The organism is Clostridium sp. CM036 (assembly GCF_055081135.1).
Genome location: NZ_CM143652.1, coordinates 128667 through 146907, shown reverse-complemented (window position 1 = coordinate 146907; position 18241 = coordinate 128667). Strand labels below are relative to the sequence as shown.

The 18241-nt window shown below is 31.5% G+C and carries 19 protein-coding genes; 2 read left to right on the top strand and 17 right to left on the bottom strand.

Going from position 1 to position 18241, the window contains the following annotated elements:
* Nucleotides 1-260: 260 nt before the first annotated feature.
* The 3 genes from ACWJKE_RS00580 to ACWJKE_RS00570 all read right to left on the bottom strand — a co-directional run bounded on the left by ACWJKE_RS00580 (nt 261) and on the right by ACWJKE_RS00570 (nt 2929).
* Entirely contained in the window at nt 261-1667 is a 1407-nt protein-coding gene (locus ACWJKE_RS00580) for an aminopeptidase (RefSeq protein WP_462959091.1), read from the bottom strand.
* A 120-nt stretch (nt 1668-1787) separates the two neighbouring features.
* Nucleotides 1788-2708 carry an HPr(Ser) kinase/phosphatase gene (gene hprK, locus ACWJKE_RS00575; RefSeq protein WP_165411867.1) on the bottom strand — a complete coding sequence of 307 codons (921 nt, stop codon included), beginning with the start codon at nt 2706-2708 and terminating at the stop codon, nt 1788-1790.
* A gap of 53 nt (nt 2709-2761) precedes the next feature.
* Nucleotides 2762-2929, bottom strand: a complete 168-nt coding sequence (locus ACWJKE_RS00570; protein ID WP_216301735.1) for a DUF896 domain-containing protein — start codon at nt 2927-2929, stop codon at nt 2762-2764.
* Nucleotides 2930-3264: 335 nt separating this feature from the next.
* On the opposite strand from ACWJKE_RS00570, the gene ACWJKE_RS00565 reads away from it, so the two are divergent.
* A complete protein-coding gene (locus tag ACWJKE_RS00565; RefSeq protein ID WP_216301734.1) occupies nt 3265-3441 on the top strand; it encodes an aspartyl-phosphate phosphatase Spo0E family protein in 177 nt (58 codons plus the stop codon).
* A gap of 17 nt (nt 3442-3458) precedes the next feature.
* Here ACWJKE_RS00565 and ACWJKE_RS00560 read toward each other — a convergent pair whose 3' ends face one another.
* Both ACWJKE_RS00560 and ACWJKE_RS00555 read right to left on the bottom strand, forming a co-directional pair.
* The gene (locus tag ACWJKE_RS00560; RefSeq protein ID WP_216301733.1) at nt 3459-3857 is read right to left on the bottom strand and encodes a hypothetical protein; all 399 of its coding nucleotides are present in this window, start codon (nt 3855-3857) and stop codon (nt 3459-3461) included.
* A 231-nt stretch (nt 3858-4088) separates the two neighbouring features.
* On the bottom strand, nt 4089-5264 hold the full coding sequence (locus ACWJKE_RS00555; RefSeq protein ID WP_216301732.1) for an FprA family A-type flavoprotein: 1176 nt from the start codon (nt 5262-5264) through the stop codon (nt 4089-4091).
* 300 nt (nt 5265-5564) lie between these two features.
* Here ACWJKE_RS00555 and ACWJKE_RS00550 point away from each other — a divergent pair, with 300 nt between their 5' ends.
* Nucleotides 5565-6401, top strand: coding sequence for an SDR family oxidoreductase (locus ACWJKE_RS00550; protein WP_216301731.1), 837 nt, complete (start codon nt 5565-5567; stop codon nt 6399-6401).
* 52 nt (nt 6402-6453) lie between these two features.
* Here ACWJKE_RS00550 and def read toward each other — a convergent pair whose 3' ends face one another.
* The 12 genes from def to ACWJKE_RS00490 all read right to left on the bottom strand — a co-directional run bounded on the left by def (nt 6454) and on the right by ACWJKE_RS00490 (nt 18212).
* Nucleotides 6454-6924 (bottom strand): peptide deformylase, encoded by a 471-nt coding sequence (def, locus tag ACWJKE_RS00545; RefSeq protein ID WP_462959090.1) that lies wholly within the window; start codon nt 6922-6924, stop codon nt 6454-6456.
* Between the two features lie 151 nt (nt 6925-7075).
* The gene (locus tag ACWJKE_RS00540; RefSeq protein WP_253198064.1) at nt 7076-7717 is read right to left on the bottom strand and encodes a V-type ATP synthase subunit D; all 642 of its coding nucleotides are present in this window, start codon (nt 7715-7717) and stop codon (nt 7076-7078) included.
* Nucleotides 7718-7749: 32 nt separating this feature from the next.
* Nucleotides 7750-9132: a V-type ATP synthase subunit B gene (locus tag ACWJKE_RS00535; protein ID WP_165411875.1), complete on the bottom strand. Its 1383-nt coding sequence runs from the start codon at nt 9130-9132 to the stop codon at nt 7750-7752.
* Nucleotides 9125-10897: a V-type ATP synthase subunit A gene (locus ACWJKE_RS00530; RefSeq protein WP_165411876.1), complete on the bottom strand. Its 1773-nt coding sequence runs from the start codon at nt 10895-10897 to the stop codon at nt 9125-9127. Before ACWJKE_RS00530 ends, ACWJKE_RS00535 begins: the two co-directional genes overlap by 8 nt.
* 17 nt (nt 10898-10914) lie before the next feature.
* Nucleotides 10915-11223, bottom strand: coding sequence for a V-type ATP synthase subunit F (locus ACWJKE_RS00525; protein WP_165411877.1), 309 nt, complete (start codon nt 11221-11223; stop codon nt 10915-10917).
* Nucleotides 11216-12217, bottom strand: coding sequence for a V-type ATP synthase subunit C (locus ACWJKE_RS00520; protein ID WP_216301727.1), 1002 nt, complete (start codon nt 12215-12217; stop codon nt 11216-11218). The genes ACWJKE_RS00525 and ACWJKE_RS00520 overlap by 8 nt, the downstream gene beginning before the upstream one ends.
* Before the next feature lie 79 nt (nt 12218-12296).
* Nucleotides 12297-12896: a V-type ATP synthase subunit E gene (locus ACWJKE_RS00515; protein WP_216301726.1), complete on the bottom strand. Its 600-nt coding sequence runs from the start codon at nt 12894-12896 to the stop codon at nt 12297-12299.
* 33 nt (nt 12897-12929) lie between these two features.
* Nucleotides 12930-13406: a V-type ATP synthase subunit K gene (locus ACWJKE_RS00510; protein WP_216301725.1), complete on the bottom strand. Its 477-nt coding sequence runs from the start codon at nt 13404-13406 to the stop codon at nt 12930-12932.
* A 13-nt stretch (nt 13407-13419) separates the two neighbouring features.
* Entirely contained in the window at nt 13420-15387 is a 1968-nt protein-coding gene (locus tag ACWJKE_RS00505) for a V-type ATP synthase subunit I (protein WP_462959089.1), read from the bottom strand.
* Nucleotides 15374-15700, bottom strand: a complete 327-nt coding sequence (locus tag ACWJKE_RS00500; protein ID WP_462955483.1) for an ATPase — start codon at nt 15698-15700, stop codon at nt 15374-15376. Before ACWJKE_RS00500 ends, ACWJKE_RS00505 begins: the two co-directional genes overlap by 14 nt.
* 264 nt (nt 15701-15964) lie before the next feature.
* A complete protein-coding gene (locus ACWJKE_RS00495) occupies nt 15965-17698 on the bottom strand; it encodes a B12-binding domain-containing radical SAM protein (RefSeq protein ID WP_462959088.1) in 1734 nt (577 codons plus the stop codon).
* On the bottom strand, nt 17673-18212 hold the full coding sequence (locus tag ACWJKE_RS00490) for a class I SAM-dependent methyltransferase (protein ID WP_462955481.1): 540 nt from the start codon (nt 18210-18212) through the stop codon (nt 17673-17675). The genes ACWJKE_RS00495 and ACWJKE_RS00490 overlap by 26 nt, the downstream gene beginning before the upstream one ends.
* Nucleotides 18213-18241 lie beyond the last annotated feature (29 nt).

The following is an 18241-nucleotide window of genomic DNA, read 5'->3' as shown; positions in this document are numbered from 1 at the left end:
GCAAAACAAATATCTATCGTCTAAAGAAGAGCTCTTGCGCAACGGTGGAACAAAATCGTAAACTAAAGAAAAAAAGCATATATTACGTAAGCTGCATTTGAACAAGCATTAGCAATTTTTTGCTAATGTTATGAAATATACGTTAAGAAAAGTACATGTTTGAGCGATAGTGAGTTTGTACTTTTTAGTGTCTTTCATAATATTAGCTTAGAATTACTCAGCGAAGTGAAAAGCAGTTGTAATAATATACACTTTCTTTTCTATATTTCTATTAAGAAAGCTTCATAAGCTCTAAAAGCTTCATATATGTCTGCTTTGCTTGCAATTTCCCATGGCGCATGCATATTATGAAGAGCAACCCCTGAATCTATAACCTGCATACCAAACCCGGCTAGTATATAAGCTATTGTACCGCCGCCGCCTTGGTCCACTTTTCCAAGCTCTGATGTTTGCCATGAAATATTATGTTTTTCCATTATGGTTCTAAGCTGCGCAATAAATTCTGGATTTGCATCGTTGCATCCTCCTTTTCCGCGAGCCCCAGTATACTTGTTTAAAACTATACCTTTTCCAAAATATGCAGAATTACGTTTTTCCATAACCGAAGGAAAGTTTGGATCATATGCTGCACTTACGTCTGATGATAACATTTTTGAATTTGCTAATGCCCTTCTTACTTTTAAATCACTATATTCTCCCATTAAATTAACAACCTCAGCTACTGTGTTTTCAAAGAATTTTGATTGCATTCCTGTTGCACCAATACTTCCAACTTCCTCTTTATCCACAAGTAAAACAATACAAGTTTTGTCTGTTTCCTTAATGTTCATTAATGCTTCATAAGAAGTGTACGCACACACTCTATCATCTTGTCCATAAGCCATAATCATACTGCTATCTAGTCCATAGTTTCTAGCGCGTCCTGCAGGTACTACTTCTAATTCTGATGATACGAAATCTTCTTCATCTATATCATATTTATCATTTAAAAGTTTTAATATATTTAACTTAACTCTATTTTTTGCATCCTTATCTTCTACTGGTATACTTCCCATAAATACGTTTAAATCTTCACCTTCGATACCTTTGTCTAAAGTCTTTTTCAATTGATCTGCTGATAAGTGAATTAGAAGATCTGAAATTCCAACTACTGGTTCTTTTTCATCTTCTCCTATTACTACATTTATTACTGTACCATCCTTTTTAACAATAACACCATGAATAGCTAAAGGTAACGTAACCCATTGGTACTTCTTAATTCCACCATAGTAATGTGTTTTAGCTAATGCTAGATCTGAATCCTCATATAATGGATTTTGTTTTAAATCGAGTCTTGGTGAGTCCACGTGAGCACCTAAAATTTTAAAACCCTTTTCAATAGGCTCAGACCCAATTAAAAACAATGCTAAGGTTTTTCCCATACTGCTAGCGTAAACCTTATCACCAGCTTTTAATTTAGTGCCTTCACTTATATAAGCATCAATATTTTTGTAACCGTTTTTTTTAGCTAGTGTAACAAACTCTGTAACGCATTCTCTTTCAGTTTTGCATTTTGACATGAAGTCTATATAATTGTCAGATAATGCAAATACCTTTTTAAAATCACTTTTTGTGTATTTATCCCAAGCTACTTCATATTCTTTTTCTAAACTTTTAATTTCAGACATGTTTATTCCCTCCCTATTATAAATGCTTCCTGCACTTACTATTCTACTAAATATTTCCTAAAATTACAAACATTTAAAGTTACAAAAAAAAACATTATACTCTATGTTAATTCCATTTTTTTATTTCTTAAGAGTTGCAGTTACTTCCTCTATTCTCATATTTATGGTTTCGACAGGAGTTATCTTAGAATTTAAACTGTATCTATAATTAGCTGCAGCTGCTTCAATAATTACTGCTATATTCCTACCTGGCCTAATTGGCAATGTTATTTTTCTTACAGGCACATTTAGAATATCCATAAATTCATTATCTATACCAAGCCTATCATATTCTTCACTCTCATTCCACTGAGTAAGTGATATCAACAAACTAATAGTCTTAGTGTTTAGAACCGAACTCATACCATATATTGCTGGAATATCTATTATCCCCATACCTCTGACCTCCAGCATTCCTGAGGTTATGTATGGGCAACTTCCAAGTAATACACCATCAATTTCTTTAATGTCAACTGCATCGTCTGCGATCAGCCTGTGACCCCTTTTTATAAGTTCTAACGCACATTCACTCTTGCCTATCCCACTTTCTCCACTTAATAACATGCCTATACCATAAACATCTACTAGAACACCGTGAAGTCTAGTTTCTGGAGCTAACTTAGTATCTACGTAATTTGTAAATTTACTAATAAATCTTGTAGAAATTAATTTTGTTCGTAAAACCCATCGTCCATTTCCCCTTGCTGCCTCCATAAGTTCCTTATGAGGTTGCATCTGCCTAGTGACTATAACGCAAGGTATATCTAATTTAAAGTATTTATTCAATCGTTTCTTCCTAAGGTCTTCTTCCATACAATCTAGAAAACTCCATTCTGCCATACCTATTAATTGAACTCGATTATTATCGAAATACTGGTAAAAGCCTGCAATTTGAAGCCCCGGTCTATTAATATCACTAACATTAATTAAGTTACCCTTTTCTCCTTCTACTAAAACCTCTAACTTAAAATGCTCTATTAATTCCTCTATAGTAACATCCATTAAAACTCCCCCATTTTTACTGATTTTAAAATTTATTGTTTTTAATAAAGATATTATACTTTTTTAATTGTATCTAATTGTGCTCTAAAATTTCTTTTAACATTGTCAATGTACTTTTGCCTTAACTCTTGTTGTTCTAATTTCTCTTCCTCTGTAAGTTGACTTTCTTTGCTTTTATTATAAAGGTAATTTATTCTGTTAGTTAATTCATCAATATTCATAATATCACTCCTAGACTATTTTTAACTTTTCTATTATACCAAAATATTTTATTCATAAATAGTATAAATGAAACATATTCTGATTTTATAATTATAACACAAGAAAATTAAGACTTTTTTCGTCATTTACATATTATTCCATGTAAGTTTTTTCAACATCTGCATAGATTTTTTGTTATATTTTACCATTGTATAGATGTTTTATTTAACAAATTATAGTATATTTTGTATTTTTTTATATTTTAATGGCTAATTAAAAATTTAACATAGATTGCATAATATGTTATTATATATTTATTCCACAAAAACAAAATAAAGCGAAGAGGTGTTGATGTATGGATATTAAATTAAAAATTATAAAGGAAGAATTAGAATCATTAAGAACAATATTACATTTTTTACTAAATTGTAAAGAGCCTACAGATAAAATAGTTGTATCATGCAGTCAGCAATTAGATGAAGTTATAATTAAATATCAGAAATTTCAAGCCATTTCGGAAAAAGTGGCTTGATAAATCCACACATGATCTTAGATATCCAACTCAATTAAAATATCATCAATTTCAATATTTACATCTGCACCATAAAAAACTACCGCGAATTCATTAAATTCATATGCATCTTCTGATATATCACAACCAATGAATTCATATTCAATTTCCATTTCCTCAGCGCATTCTTCCATTATATCTTCCACATTATCTGCTGAAATATCACTTAAATAAGGCAAGAAAAACTCTTCATACCAATCTTCTTCATTTTGTTTAAAATCTCCTTCTTCATTTGCATAAGATGTAGCAGCTTCAATTTCTACTTCATCATAATAATATTTAAATTTCAGTGCTATAGTGTCCTTTTTATATTGAATTTCAACTATGTCACTTAGGCCATTCTTATTTAGAAAATTTATTATATTTTGCTTATTCAAATATACCCCTCCATAAATCATTTGTGAATTATTTACTGTGATTTAATTCTTGTCTGGATATTATTGCGAAACTTTTTTTTACAATAATATTTAGTATCCTGGTCATTATATTCTTTGCATTTGAAATATTTTTAATTCTTTATAAAAAAAAAGAAAAATTTCACTAACCAAGTGAGATTTTCTTTTATTTACTATAATAAACGTTGTAGCCTAAGTATCCCTAGTAACTTATTAATTCAAGAGTTGTAAATACTCCTCCACAAATTTATCAGCTTGCTCAAATTCCTTGCTGTCTGGGACGAATTTAAATTTAAGTCCTTCCTCGACTACTTTAAATTTTAAAGATTTTAGTCTTTGTGTAAGCATCGGAACTCCTTCACCACTCCATCCATATGATCCGAAAGCTGCTGCGACTTTACCTCTATTTGTTATTGGACACACAAGAGACAGAACATCCCAAGCAGGCTTTACAGCATCTTGATTGATAGTTGGAGAACCAATCATAATACCTGAGGCTTCTTCAATTAATGATACAATCTCACTTAAATTCATAGATGTTATTTCATGAACTTCAGCCTTTATTCCCTTTTCATTAATTTTATTAGCTATATATTTTGCCATAGCCTCAGTATTATGATAAGCGGATATGTATAATATTTGAATGTTTTTTTCTTTTATCTCGTAAGTTTTAGCCCACTTTCTATAAAGGTCTACATACATTTTAATATCCTCTACATGTATAGGACCATGGCTTGGCGCTACCATATCTAATTCTAAATCTTTGATTTTATCTAATCCCATATTAACAAATTTTTTAAATGGTCCCATTATAACGTCAAAATAATATTTCATTTCGTCGAAATAATCACCTGAGCAAGCATCCGTTATACAATTAACTGGTGAATAATGACAACCCATTACGTCACAAGTAAACAATACTTTTTCTTCCTTAGCATATGTAAACATTGTATCAGGCCAATGTAAATTTGGTGCTGAAATAAATTGTAATGTGTTTTTACCTAAGCAAATCTCTCCTACTGCTGGCCTACTATTAAATTCCTTGTTAGTAATTTCTTTTAGATACGTTATAGCAGGTTTTGAAGCTAGAACAACAGCCTCTGGATAAACTTCTAAGAGCTTACCTAAAGAACCACTATGGTCGAGTTCTGTATGTTGAACAATTATGTAATCAACTTTTCTTTCTCCAATAACACCTTTTATTTTATCTAAAAACCCTTCAAAGAAACCATTTTTAACACAATCTATTATAGCAACTTTTTCATCATCTATTAAATATGAATTATATGTAGTTCCTTTCTTTGTTTCCATTATAATATCAAATACCTCGAGCTTAGGATCGTTTACCCCAACCCAATAAATATTGTCTTTTAACTTTGTTGTTTCCATTCTCAAAGTCCTCCTTTAGTTCTCTTAGTGTCTAACAATTATTAATTGTTAGACATCCTATAAACCTATATGATTTTAATCATCTTACATATAATATATTTTACCACATTTATCAAATCCATTCAACTAATAATGATTATTAGTTAACCTATCTTTTATATACATGAAAATGCATATACTTTATAGTTTGTCACTTAAATATTAAAATATTCTATTATTCACCCTGAAAAATAAAATATTTTTTAATAATAAGGATACTGAGCCATATACTTTAATAGCACGAACTTTAAGGAGGGCTCTATGAATATTTTAATAACTGGCGCAAAAGGTAATATTGGAACTTATCTTTGTAATATCTTGTCTAAATCACATACTATATATGGATTAGATAAAACTGAACTTAACATAACTGATAAAATAACTACCGAGAAAACTCTGTATGAATTAAAGCCTGACGCTGTAATTCATACTGCGGGCATGACAAATAAATATATTTGTGAATACCATGAATCTTTAGCCTATGATGTAAACACTGTAGGAACTTTAAACATTGCTAATTGTTGTAATTCGCTTAGTATCCCCCTAGTATACCTATCTAGCACAGATGTATACGGAGATACTAATACAACACCCTACAGTGAAGTTGATGAATGTACCCCAATAAACGCCTATAGCAAAAGTAAATTAGGTGGAGAAGAATTAATACAAACCATTTGTGAAAAATATTTTATTGTCCGCACCTCAAATATATTTGGTGGCAATGATTGTTTTGTGAGAAAGCTCATAAATGGCAAACATACAGCAATTTATCTATTTTCGGACCCCACCCTTTCCGTAACTTATATTGAAGATTTAACTATAGTCCTTCAGAGACTATTAGAAACTGATAAATATGGGATATATAACTATACCAATGAAGGTTGTTTATCAAAGTCAATGCTAATAAATAGTATTATAGAATTTAGTAATCTCGATGTTCCGTTAGTTGTGAATTCAGATAAGCTTTTATCCAATCTCATTAAAGAACCTAAATATACCTGTGTAAATAATTCGCATATAAAACATTCTCTTGGCATTGAAATTGCTCCTTGGGATGATAGACTTAAAGATTACATTAATAAACACCTTAAATTGTAAAAAAGAGCATGCCTTATGATTTTAATAATCTCAGGCATGCTCTTGTACAAAATTATTCTGTTGTTACTTCGTACATTTCCTCAGCTCTAGACATATATAATACTCCATCTAGATGATCAATTTCATGACATAAGGCCCTTGCCAGTAATCCTGAAGCTTCATAAGTTACTTGTTTCCCCTTAATATTAATTCCTACAACTGTAACGTTTGTAGGTCTAAATACTTCACCTTCATATCCTAAGTAGCTTAAACAGCCCTCATAATCCTTTTCATTTCCTGACTGAGCTGTTATTTTAGGATTTATAATTATTATTGGATTTTCTTCTTCTTCTCCTAAATCAATTAAGATAACCCTTTTTAAAATTCCTATTTGAGGAGCCGCAAGTCCTATTCCATTACCCTCATAAAGCGTATCCATCATATCGTCAATTGTGTTTAATATCTTCCTATCTATTTTTCCTACCTTCTCACAAATCATATTAAGACGCTCGTCTCCATATTGTAAAATTTTCCTAACTGCCATATGCATTCTCCTTTTCTTTATACTAATTGCGTTTCACAGCAATAACTTTTAAATGTATACATATATTCTATTCTAAATATATGTATACATCAACTAAAATCTCTGCAAAAAAAATTAAGGCATCACTAAAGACACCTTAATTCCACCTTATTTATGTGCTAATTCTTTTTGCATCTGCTAGCTCTTGAGCTTTCTCCATCATACTTTTAACCTTCATAAGTCTAGTTAAAGCTCCACGCTCATTTTCCTCAAGCTTCATTCTTATATACTTTATAGTTTCATTGAGTTGAGGTATAGTCATGTATTCAAGTGCATTAACCGTTCTTCTAGTTTTTTCAATCTCATCTGCCATGAGCTGACAAGATTTTTCTACTTCTGCAAGTTCTAAAAGCTCCGGCAAGGCTAAATATAACTTTTCTATAGCTCCATCAAGATCTGCCGAAGTGCTGGCAAATCCATATGGATATATACTGCCAGGATCATCTTCTAATTCTCTTTTAAACTTCATTATCGGAACATTAACACTCATAAGATTTTTTGTCTCAACTTCTACAGAAATTTTTTCTTTTGGTTGCGCTATTGCTTCCTCTAGAAATTCTGATGACATTAATGCACTTGCCATAACAAAATCCTTAAAAGAGTTCTGTAATTCTTCTTCAACTTTCGCTCGTAGTTTATTGTTATGTTTTATAAGATCAATGAATCTTCTCATAAGCTCATCTTGCTTATCCTTTAATAATTTATGACCACGAGTAGCTGTACCTAATCTTTTTTTTAGTTTAGTAAGCTCCATTCTAGTTGGATTGACATTGAGCCTCGCCACGTTTACTCACCCTCTTTTTTTGGTAAGTATTTTTCTACATATTCATCTCTAATTCTCTTAAGTTCATTTCTTGGGAGAATAGATAGAAGCTCCCATCCTAAATTTATTGTTTCATCAATAGTCCTATTAGTTTCAAATCCTTGGGAAACATATCGTTTTTCAAAAGCATCTGCAAATATTGCATATTTTTTGTCTGCATCAGATAATGCTGACTCTCCTAATATAACTGCAAGCTCTTTTGCTTGCTTACCTTGAGCATATGCAGCAAATAGTTGATTCATCGTATCAGCATGGTCTTCGCGCGTTTTGCCTTTGCCTATACCTTTATCTTTAAGTCTTGATAACGACGGTAGAACATCTACTGGTGGCATAATGCCTTTTTTATAAAGTTCTCGGCTTAAAATAATCTGACCTTCAGTTATATATCCCGTTAAGTCAGGAATTGGATGAGTTATATCATCTTCCGGCATTGTAAGTATAGGAATTTGAGTTATTGAACCTTCAAGTCCTTTAATCCTACCTGCTCTTTCATATAGCGTCGAAAGATCAGTATAAAGATATCCTGGATATCCACGTCTACCTGGAACTTCTTTTCTTGCAGCTGAAACTTCACGCAGAGCCTCACAGTAATTTGTAAGATCAGTCATAATTACAAGTACGTGAAATCCTTTTTCGTAAGCAAGATATTCAGCTGTAGTTAGTGCCATTCTAGGCGTAGCTATTCTCTCAATAGCTGGGTCATTTGCAAGATTCATAAATAATACAGTTCTGTCTATTGCACCAGTTTTTGTAAAATCATCTACGAAAAACTGTGCTTCTTGAAAAGTTATTCCTATAGCTGCAAATACAACAACAAATTTCGTATCTGAATTTAATACCTTTGCTTGCCTTGCTATTTGAGCCGCAAGTTGCGCATGTGGGAGACCCGAACCAGAAAACACTGGTAATTTTTGTCCACGAACTAAAGTATTAAGTCCATCAATAGCTGAAATACCTGTTTGAATAAACTCTGACGGATAGTCTCTTGCCACAGGGTTCAATGCCTCTCCATTTATATCGAGTCTCTTGTCAGGAATAATTTTAGGTCCACCGTCTTTAGGCCTACCAAGTCCATCAAAGACCCTTCCAAGCATATCTTCTGAAACTCCAAGTTCTAGTGGTCTTCCTAAAAATTTAGCCTTACTACCTTTTAAGTTAATTCCAGCAGAACTTTCAAATAACTGAACCATTGCTTTATCTTCATTTATTTCAAGTACTTTTCCGCTACGAATTTCACCGTTCTGTAGTTCTATTTCCACTAGTTCATCGTACCGAACGCCTTGAACTTTTTCTACAACCATAAGTGGCCCTACAACTTCTGTTATAGTTTTGTATTCTTTAATCATTTACAGCTCCTCCTTCCGTTATTAATTCTTCAATATCATTAGATAGGGCCGTAAATATATCATCAATTTTTGACATATCAGTTTCTGCAATATATTTTGCTCTTGCTATTTTATCACGCGCAGGAATTTCTAATATCTTTTTCAAATAAATCCCTGAACTCAATGCTTTTTCACCCTCAACATGGAAATCTAAAACTAATTTCAACATTTTATATTGTTTGTTAAGTGACGTAAAAGTATCAACCTCATGGAATGCATTCTGTTGTAAATAATCTTCTCTAATTGATTTTGCAACTTCTAGTTTTAACCTGTCCTTTTCAGAAAGAGCATCTACACCTACAAGTCTTACTATTTCATCAAGTTTTGCTTCTTCTTGCAAAATGGTCATAGCTTTAACCCTAAGCTCAGTCCAATCGGCAGCAACGTTCTCATCCATCCAATTAGCTAGCTGATCCAAATATAGTGAATAAGAATCCAACCAATTTATTGATGGAAAATGCCTTCTATAAGCAAGTTGCGCGTCTAGTCCCCAAAACACTTTGACTATTCTAAGCGTTGCTTGAGTAACTGGCTCTGATAAATCTCCACCAGGAGGTGATACTGCGCCAATAACTGTAATTGCGCCTATTCTTTTGTCGTCTCCAATGCAAACTACCTTTCCAGATCTTTCATAAAAATCTGCTACACGTGAGCCTAGATATGCTGGATACCCCTCATCACCTGGCATTTCCTCAAGTCTTCCTGACATTTCGCGTAGAGCCTCTGCCCATCTTGACGTAGAATCTGCCATTAATGCTACAGCAAATCCCATGTCCCTAAAATACTCTGCAATAGTTATACCTGTATATACAGAAGCTTCCCTAGCTGCAACTGGCATATTAGAAGTATTTGCAATGAGCACCGTTCTTTTCATTAGTGATTCACCTGTTTTGGGATCTTTAAGTTCTGGAAACTCATTCAAAACATCTGTCATTTCATTGCCACGTTCACCGCAACCTATGTAAACAACTATTTCTGCATCTGCCCATTTTGCAAATTGATGTTGAACTACAGTTTTTCCACTACCAAAAGGACCCGGAACACATGCCGTACCACCTTTAGTTACTGGAAAGAAAGTATCTATTACTCTTTGACCTGTAACTAGTGGTTCTATTGGATTTAATTTATCAGCATAAGGTCTTCCACGTCTTACTGGCCACTTTTGCATTAACGTAATTTGCTTAATTCCGCCATCTGTTTGCACCTCTGCTACTACATCTTCTACAGTATATTCTCCTGCAGTTATAGACGTTATAGTACCCTCTATTCCTTTAGGCACCATTATTGTTTGAGTTATAACAGTAGTTTCCGCAACTGTTCCTATAGCTACGCCATATGAAACAATATCTCCAACGGACGCCGTAGGAACAAAGTCCCATTTTCTTTCTCTATCTAGTGGCGAAACATTTACACCTTTTGTTAAGTAATTACCAGCTATAGCTCTTATTTTATCAAGCGGTCTTTGAATACCATCAAACATTGATTCTATAAGTCCTGGTCCAAGTTCAACACTTAGTGGTTCACCGGTAGTAACTACTGGATCTCCTGGTCCGAGGCCTGATGTTTCTTCATATACTTGAATAGAGGCTCTATCTCCTCTCATTTCAATAATTTCGCCAATAAGACCCTTATCTCCAACCTTAACTACGTCATATATATTAGCTTCGTCCATATCTTTTGCAACAACTAACGGACCTGAAACTTTTACAATTTTACCGATTTTCAAGTTATCTCCCTACCTTTCTATAAAATATTTACGCCCACTGCTTTTTCTACATTATCGCGAATTCTTTGCATTCCTATATTTAGTGAGCCTTGATTACTTGGTATTAATATAATGGCAGGAATCATCTGTCTGTTATATCTTGCTATAGTTTCATCTAAGTGCTGAGCTATCTGCTCAGTTACAAATATAACTGCATAATTACTTGACGCCATTTTATCTATAGCTTTTTTAGCTTCTTCTACTTCAATAACCGGATATACGTCAATTCCAAGAGCTTTGAAAGCAAGTATTGAATCTTTATCTCCAACTACTCCTACTTTATGCATAAACTTCACGCATCCTTTCTCTTATGATCGTCGTATCAACATTATTTAATTTCCCAACCGTAATTATTCTTATTATCTTTATTTCTGTTTCCTTTGCTGCGATATACGCAAATATTGGCTCAGGTCCAAAAGTAACATACTTAGCGGCCCTTAGCTTCTCCATAATATAGTTTTCTGATAATTTTTCTAAACTAGAAAGTTTACCAGTTTTAATATATTCTTCTAGTCCAATTCTTACAACTTCTCCATATTTTGATGAAGAAAATTTAGTTGCCATATTTTCAATTGGATCACTAAAAGCTGTTAATAGAACATCACTAGATATATCTCCACCAATTAATATAACTTCTTTAAAAAAGTTAACATCCTTTTGTTGTTTTTTTAATCTAATTATTGACTTAATATTAGAAAAATCTATACTTTTCTTAACATATTCAATTATAAAATCAATTTTTGTTTCTTCTGCCCTAGCTAACATATCTACATACATATACCTATCCAATATAATATCTATCTTTTGAGGATCATTAAGTTCTTTGTATACTTTTTCCACCTCAATTATAGCTTCCCTCATATTAGGGTCTAATTTCTTATATTCCATAGTTGTCATGTAAAATTTTAATTCCTCTATATTTACTGTACCTGCTGGAATTAGCATATGAGAAAAGTCCTTATCTAAAGTTCTTCCTTTTAACAACACTTTTATATTATGATAATCATATTTCAAACTCATAATATCTACTATAGAAGGATATGGAGAAACTTCATACATAAGGGAGTATACTCTATTTAGCTCATCCTTAAGTAATATATTGTAGTCCTCTGCTCTTTTTACATTTCCCATCAAACTTGCATATTCGGTTTCCTTCAAAATTTTAAGTACTTCATCCGCCGAGGAGCTGTCAATCATTCTCTCAATCTTTACTTTACTCAGGAGTCTTTTTTCTAATACTCTTAGCCTAGCCACAGCTTGTGTAAAATCCATATTATTCATATATGGCTATCCTCCTTGTTTTGATCCGGAGTGGATACCAATTATAAATTGGTATCCACTCCTTAAATTTTATTTACATTTATTTAAATAATGCGTTAACAATTTCAGGTTCTAGTTCATCCCTTAAGGAGTTAACTAGACTTTCAAAAGTATTATTAATCTCTATACCATTTTTAAGTACTACAAATCCACTTTTTATATCTCGATTATCGGAACTTAATTTTAATTCACCTATTTTTCCATTAGTTTTTAGTGAAATATTAATTCCAGATAAATATTCATCGCTTACAATACTTTTATATTTCCCAGGAAGTATTATTTCTTCATCCCCTGCTATTGGCATTGATAAAAGATATTTTTTTATAAGTTCCAAATAATCATTATCATTTATCGCCATAAGTTTTTCTAGCGCACTCTCAAATACCTTATCAATCATTTTTTGCATAGCCCCTAGCTTTTCATTTCGTGCTTTTAGCTGAGAATTTGATACAATTCTCTTACTCACCATAATAGCTTCAACCTTAGTTTTTTCTATCATTTGTTTTTTTACTAGTTCTGCTTCTTTTGTTTTCTTTTCTATTAATAAAATTTCATTGTTTTTAGCTTCTTTCAAAATAGTTTCTGCTTTAATTTTAGCATCTTCTATTATCTTGGCAGCTAATTTATCTAAATTTGACATATTCTCACTTCCTCTAGCTCATCACTTTTTAAATTAGAGTGTCTTACTTACGAGTATTATTGAAACAACGAATGCTAAAATGGCATATGTTTCAACCATTGCTGCAAGTATGATAGCTTTTGTGCTATGATCTGGTTGTTTAGCTACTATTGCAATACCGGCAGCAGCTGCCCTAGCTTGATATAATGCTGAAAAATACCCTACGAAAGCTATTGGTAAACAAGCCATCAAATAATAAAATCCAACATCTAAAGTCATACCCGAAGTTAATTTAAGCAATACCATAAGTCCTATAACGAAACCATAAAGTCCTTGAGTACCTGGTAATAATTGAAGAATAAGGGCTTTACCAAATTTTTCAGGTTCTTCTGTTGTAAGTCCTGCAGCTGCCTCACCAACCATACCTACTCCTTTTGCTGATCCTATACCTGGTAAAATTACCGCTAAAGCCATTCCTAATGCAGCGAAGATAAATCCACCGTTTTTACTCATAAATTCCATGAACGTCATAATTAATTCCTCCTTAAATTTGCTTTCCTTTTATTACGTTAATATATTGATTCTTTGATTTAAACACCTTGAATGCTTTTCCTCCGCCTTCATAAAACTTGCTAAAGTACTCTACATACTGAAGCCTAGCACTGTGAACAAAAGCTGATAATGAACTTAATAATAGATTAAATGTTTGTGCAAACACGAATATAAATATACCTATAATAATATTAAATGGTGTTGGCATCATTTTAATAAGCATATTAAAAGCAGATGCTATAAATCCTCCTGCAAGTCCAAGAGCCATGATTCTTGAGTAGGAAACTAAGTCACCTATATAACTAGATATACCATATAAACCATAAAGACCTCCACCAAGTTTTGCACCAATGCCTTTGTTTTGTCTTCCTTGAGTTAATACTAGTGCAACCATTCCAACTATCATAACCCATTTACCTATATTAACTACAGCAGGACTTAATCCTATTTGTGCTCCACCTAATAATAAAAATGCTCCAGTTAATGCAGCGTACCATGTCACTACATCATAAATAGCATCCATTGGCTTTCCATCGCGAATTAACATATAACCTTTAACTCCAAGGCCAAAATAGATTTGGATTGCACCTATTACTATTGATATAATCAGTAATAACATTATATCTTCTCCAGGATTTATTAAACTGTGAGTTGATATAAATGGAATTATATCCCCGAAGAAACCTCCGTAAACAACGCCTGCTAGTGCAGTTGGTATACTTAGTAGTAAGAAGAATTTAGCAAATTTTTTCTGTCCTTCTTCTAAATTAAATTTTTTCAATGCAATTGCACAAGCTATGAACATTACTAACCCGTACCCAAGATCAGCGAGCATCATCCCAAAGAATACCATGTAAAAGGGTGCCATTACGGGTGTTGGATCTATCTCTGAATATTTAGGTAAACTATACATTGATACTATTAGTTCAAATGGTTCTACAACTGCACTATTCTTTAAAAGTATAGGCACCCTATCATCTTCCTTGACAGCTTTTTCAATTTCTAAATAGAACTCTTCCTTAGTTGTAGACTTTATCAAATTTTCTAAATCTTTTGCTGATTCTGTTGGTACCCATCCCTCTATGGCAACGGTGTTCTCTGTTTTTAAGAAATTTTTACAAGCTGAAGCTTTTATATGTTTATTTGATAAATATTCATATACTATTTTAAAATCCTCTAAATACTGGCAATCATTTTTTATTTCAGCATTTATTTTTTCTTCTTCTTTAGATATCTCATCTAATCTTTTGTTAAACTCGCGTACAATTTCTGCTGAAATTCCATCATATTTTAAATTAGTAGTATTAAAGCTATAATGTTTAAGTATTTCACTAGCTTTATCTTCATACTCTTTATACACTAGTGCTATTACATTAATTGCATTTTTTCCGTCACTAATAACTTCTAAGTAAGAACACGGAATTTTACTTTCAAACTCTTCTCTAAAAGCATCTTTAAAAGCTTTAGGCAAAGACCCCATTAAGAATATTGAAGAATTTAATGATTTTAAATCCTTAAAGGAGGCATCTAAGGACATCCATGGAGTTAATAATCCTATTTCAGAATTAATTTTGGCTTTTTCACTCTTCATTTGAATCAAATCATTATCTCGATCCTTTAACTTTTGATAGTTCTCTTTATAGTTTGATTTTTTAGCTAAAGTTTCTAACTCTTCATAATCCAAAGAACTTTTACCCTTGATTAAAGATTTTAGAGCACCCTCTTTTTCTGAGTGCTTCATTAATAGATCTAGGGCAAACTTTACTTTTGCTTGCTCTCCTTCTAAATGAGAAACTTTTTCATTTTCCGAGTCTTTTACAAGAGATTGCAAATCTTCTTCTGCACTCTCTTGTAGGTTTACAAATTGAATATTTTCAAATTTGTGAAAGTTATCAAGCAACGCTTCTTTTTGTGATTCAAAGGCAAACAATGTAAATTTGCTCATTTTAACTATTGCCATTATTTTTCACTATCCTCTCAACCACCATGTTAACCGACCTATCAAATCTTTCTTTATCTAAATTTAGTATATTCGTGACCTCTATCTTACCTGTATCAAAAATTGGTTCAGACTTACTTTTACCTTCTTCTTTAGCATTTTTAATGATTTTTTTAGTTTCTTCTCTTGCAGCATCCAAAACCTTTTTGTACTGATCTTCGGCGTAAATTTCAGATTTTTTTAATATATCCTTACTATCCGAAATTGCCTTACTTACAATATCTGCTGCTTTTTTTTCCGCTTCTTTTATACTTTTTATTGCTTCTAATGCCAAAATATCACCACCTTTTACTAATAACTAGCCATAATGAGTATATATAAATTATTAATAATTTATATAATAGTAAATACTTAGTATAGTATTTACCTTTATTCTATTTTATATAATATTGAATACATCTTAATTATACTAATTTTCATTGAAAATTTCAACTTTTTTTTAACATTAACAATATTCGTAATATTAACTTATTCCAATGTTTCAAATGTCATTTTTAATAATTTATCATTTTTTCCGTTTTATAACTTTTATCATATTCTAATCTATGATAGAAGTTATATCCTTTATGTTATCCTCATCATTAATATCATAAACTAAATAATGATCTTCTTTGCGTACAGTATTATTATCTATATAATCTAAAATATCAATCATAAATTTTTCAATATGAATATTAGATGTATTGTTTGTATCATTGTTTTGTAACAACTTATCCTTAATTGATCTTTCTACTTTCTTACCTAAATCTCTGATTAGAAAATCTGGAAGCCACTTCTTTTTGTTATATTTAAGGTAGTCATATTTAACAATTTCTTTTAAAACGAAATCTTCTTCTTCAAGTTTCTCCTCATTAAATTCAATAAATATCTTGTAATAATCTACTGAGGAAATGTTTCTACTTAGATATCCCTTTTCATAGAAAAATAATCCCAGTTCGTAATAAAATTCAAATGGTGTATTAAATTTTTTCACAAAATATTTCAGAATAGTACTAAACTTTTGTGAATTGTAATATTTGTCCACAATTTTTTCTACCCTTTTTAAGCATACTAATTCCTCATAACTTATATCCCTTGTCTTTAGAATTTCATATGGTGGATAAGGTGCATAGACCATTCCCCAAAGAGTTGCTTCACTCCTCATATCCGAACCTTTAAGTAATTTTAAAAATCCTAATTGTATTACTTCTGGATGAATGCTATAAACATCATTAAAAGATTTTTTAAATGATTCATAATTCTCTCCTGGTAGGCCCGCTATTAAATCTAAATGTTGTTTAATATTTTTTATTTTTTCTAATTCCTCCACCATTTCCTTTATATCATTAAAGTTTACAAATCTATTTATATTGTTAAGAACTAAGGGATTTGTTGTTTGTACACCCACTTCAAATTGAAATCTACCCTTTGGTGCCTTAGCTAAAATGTCTAATTCCTGTTTGTTTAGAAGATCTGCTGAGATTTCAAAGTGGAAAGTTATTTCAGTATCCATCTTTATTAGAAATTCCCAAATCTCTACCGCAAATCTCGAATTGCAATTAAATGTTCTATCAACAAACTTTATTAATTTTACCTTCTTGTCCACGAGAAATTTCAATTCTCGCTTTACTCTTTCAGTATTTAAAAATCTAACTCCATGAGTAGTCGAGGAGAGACAATATTTACAATTAAAAGGGCATCCTCTTGATGCTTCATAATAAACTATTTTATTGATAAGTTCTTCTTCATTATATGGGAAAATAACCTGCTCCATATCCATTAAGGTTCTCTTACCACCATAGTTAATTTTACTATCACATCCAATATTTTCATAATATTTATAATATAGCCCTAGAATGTTTTGAATGTTATCACTATTCTCATCATTGATATTAGAATCATCCTTTGAATTAATTCTCCATTTAATAAATTCTTTATACGTTACCTCTCCTTCCCCTTCTATTACATAATCCCCTACGTTTTCCTTAAGAAACTCTTTACAATTAAAGCTAACCTCTGGTCCTCCATAAAGGATTTCAATCTCACTATTTACAAGCTTTATAAGAGATGATACAGCCTTAACGTACTCAATGTTCCATATGTAGCAAGAGAATGCTACAAGGTCTGGCTTGCTACTCAAAATTTCCTCTACAATTCTTTCGATTTGATCATTAATAGAAAACTCCATAATTTTGCATTCGTAATTTAAATCCTCTGTATATGTTTTTAAATATCTTACTGCTAAGTTACTGTGAATATATTTTGCATTAATACCTACTAGTGTTACTTTCATCTTTTGATTTCCCTTTCTTTTTGCATATCATATAATAAACATTATCTGAATTTTTTAAAGTTAATACTTCAAAATAAGGTTGTAAAATTTTGATTGTATTCTCTTTAGAACTATCTTTAAATATATTTAAGTCTCTTAAATGTATTTGTTTTGTATTTTTATCTGGTGACACAACCTTAATTTTAGAATTAAAGATTTTAGCAAATCCTTTATCTACATCCCATATATATAGCAATCCATCTTCTTTCAAAAATTTATATATATCTTGTATTAATTTACTTTTGCTTTTTGTAAATTTTATATCACTCAAAGTAAAAAACAGTGCACAGAGATCATACTCACCTTCCTCTATTCCTGTCTTCTCATCTTTTCCCTCTATATAATCTAAGCTACTACTATCATCAACATATTGTTTGTATATATTATATATAATTCCATGATTAGAAAAACCTATATCTAATATATTTCCTTTGAAAATTTCTTTTTCTAAATTTATAAAAACCTCCTTTTTCAATTGTTACTCCCCCTTTGTTAAATATATTT

What these genes read in the sequence shown, in the direction of transcription:
- ACWJKE_RS00580 (WP_462959091.1), bottom strand. Translation starts at nt 1,667, where the DNA reads ATGTCTGAAATTAAAAGTTTAGAAAAAGAATATGAAGTAGCTTGGGAT.
- hprK (WP_165411867.1), bottom strand. Translation starts at nt 2,708, where the DNA reads ATGGATGTTACTATAGAGGAATTAATAGAGCATTTTAAGTTAGAGGTT.
- ACWJKE_RS00570 (WP_216301735.1), bottom strand. Translation starts at nt 2,929, where the DNA reads ATGAATATTGATGAATTAACTAACAGAATAAATTACCTTTATAATAAA.
- ACWJKE_RS00565 (WP_216301734.1), top strand. Translation starts at nt 3,265, where the DNA reads ATGGATATTAAATTAAAAATTATAAAGGAAGAATTAGAATCATTAAGA.
- ACWJKE_RS00555 (WP_216301732.1), bottom strand. Translation starts at nt 5,264, where the DNA reads ATGGAAACAACAAAGTTAAAAGACAATATTTATTGGGTTGGGGTAAAC.
- ACWJKE_RS00550 (WP_216301731.1), top strand. Translation starts at nt 5,565, where the DNA reads ATGAATATTTTAATAACTGGCGCAAAAGGTAATATTGGAACTTATCTT.
- def (WP_462959090.1), bottom strand. Translation starts at nt 6,924, where the DNA reads ATGGCAGTTAGGAAAATTTTACAATATGGAGACGAGCGTCTTAATATG.
- ACWJKE_RS00540 (WP_253198064.1), bottom strand. Translation starts at nt 7,717, where the DNA reads ATGGAGCTTACTAAACTAAAAAAAAGATTAGGTACAGCTACTCGTGGT.
- ACWJKE_RS00535 (WP_165411875.1), bottom strand. Translation starts at nt 9,132, where the DNA reads ATGATTAAAGAATACAAAACTATAACAGAAGTTGTAGGGCCACTTATG.
- ACWJKE_RS00525 (WP_165411877.1), bottom strand. Translation starts at nt 11,223, where the DNA reads ATGCATAAAGTAGGAGTAGTTGGAGATAAAGATTCAATACTTGCTTTC.
- ACWJKE_RS00520 (WP_216301727.1), bottom strand. Translation starts at nt 12,217, where the DNA reads ATGAATAATATGGATTTTACACAAGCTGTGGCTAGGCTAAGAGTATTA.
- ACWJKE_RS00515 (WP_216301726.1), bottom strand. Translation starts at nt 12,896, where the DNA reads ATGTCAAATTTAGATAAATTAGCTGCCAAGATAATAGAAGATGCTAAA.
- ACWJKE_RS00510 (WP_216301725.1), bottom strand. Translation starts at nt 13,406, where the DNA reads ATGACGTTCATGGAATTTATGAGTAAAAACGGTGGATTTATCTTCGCT.
- ACWJKE_RS00505 (WP_462959089.1), bottom strand. Translation starts at nt 15,387, where the DNA reads ATGGCAATAGTTAAAATGAGCAAATTTACATTGTTTGCCTTTGAATCA.
- ACWJKE_RS00495 (WP_462959088.1), bottom strand. Translation starts at nt 17,698, where the DNA reads ATGAAAGTAACACTAGTAGGTATTAATGCAAAATATATTCACAGTAAC.